We start from the raw sequence: 1,323 nt of genomic DNA, 5'->3' as shown, positions 1-1,323 counted from the left end.
AATTACCTGTTCTACCCTAACCGGCTTCGTTGCGGAGCACCGGCTTCAGGTCTACCAGACTTTCATGGCTTGACGGGCGGTGTGTACAAGGCCCGGGAACGTATTCACCGCGTCATTGCTGATACGCGATTACTAGTGATTCCAGCTTCACGGAGTCGAGTTGCAGACTCCGATCCGAACTGAGAACGGCTTTTCGGGATTGGCGCACCATCGCTGGTTGGCAACCCGCTGTACCGTCCATTGTAGCACGTGTGTAGCCCTAGGCGTAAGGGCCATGATGACCTGACGTCGTCCCCGCCTTCCTCACTGCTTGCGCAGGCAGTCTGTCTAGAGTCCCCGGCATTATCCGCTGGCAACTAAACATAGGGGTTGCGCTCGTTGCGGGACTTAACCCAACACCTCACGGCACGAGCTGACGACGGCCATGCAGCACCTTGCTTTGTGTCCCGAAGGAAAGGTTCATCTCTGAACCGGTCACGCGCATTCTAGCCTAGGTAAGGTTCCTCGCGTATCATCGAATTAAACCACATGCTCCACCACTTGTGCGGGCCCCCGTCAATTCTTTTGAGTTTCACTCTTGCGAGCGTACTCCCCAGGTGGGATACTTAACGCTTTCGCTAAGCCAGTGACCGTCTATCGCCACCAGCGAGTATCCATCGTTTACGGCGTGGACTACCAGGGTATCTAATCCTGTTCGCTCCCCACGCTTTCGTGCCTCAGCGTCAGTTACAGTCTAGGCAGCTGCCTTCGCAATCGGGGTTCTGGATGCTATCTATGCATTTCACCGCTACAGCATCCATTCCGCCACCCTCGTCTGTACTCAAGCCGTCCAGTTTCCAGGGCAGTTCCACTGTTGAGCAGTGGGCTTTCACCCCGGACTTAAACGGCCGCCTACGCACCCTTTAAACCCAATAAATCCGGACAACGCTTGCACCCTCCGTATTACCGCGGCTGCTGGCACGGAGTTAGCCGGTGCTTATTCACCAGGTACCGTCAGTAGCGGACGCATCCGCTTTTTTCTTCCCTGGCAAAAGCAGTTTACGACTCAGAAAGCCTTCATCCTGCACGCGGCATGGCTGGGTCAGGCTCGCGCCCATTGCCCAATATTCCCTACTGCTGCCTCCCGTAGGAGTCGGGCCCGTATCTCAGTGCCCGTGTGGGGGACCAGCCTCTCAGCTCCCCTAGCCATCGTCGCCTTGGTGGGCCGTTACCCCGCCAACTAGCTAATGGCACGCAGCCCCATCCGAATCCAATAAATCTTTAACCATTATGTGATGCCACACTGTGGTGTTATGCGGTATTAATCCGCCTTTCGGCGGGCTA

General features: G+C 56.2%; 1 rRNA gene. It reads right to left on the bottom strand.

The window, feature by feature from the left end:
• Window positions 1-1,323 (bottom strand): 16S ribosomal RNA (locus ABD837_RS24865); the annotation flags it as partial.

Origin of the sequence: Hymenobacter glaciei (assembly GCF_039539585.1) — a bacterium.
Lineage (GTDB): Bacteria > Bacteroidota > Bacteroidia > Cytophagales > Hymenobacteraceae > Hymenobacter > Hymenobacter glaciei.
This window is presented reverse-complemented; position numbering and strand designations above follow the sequence as displayed.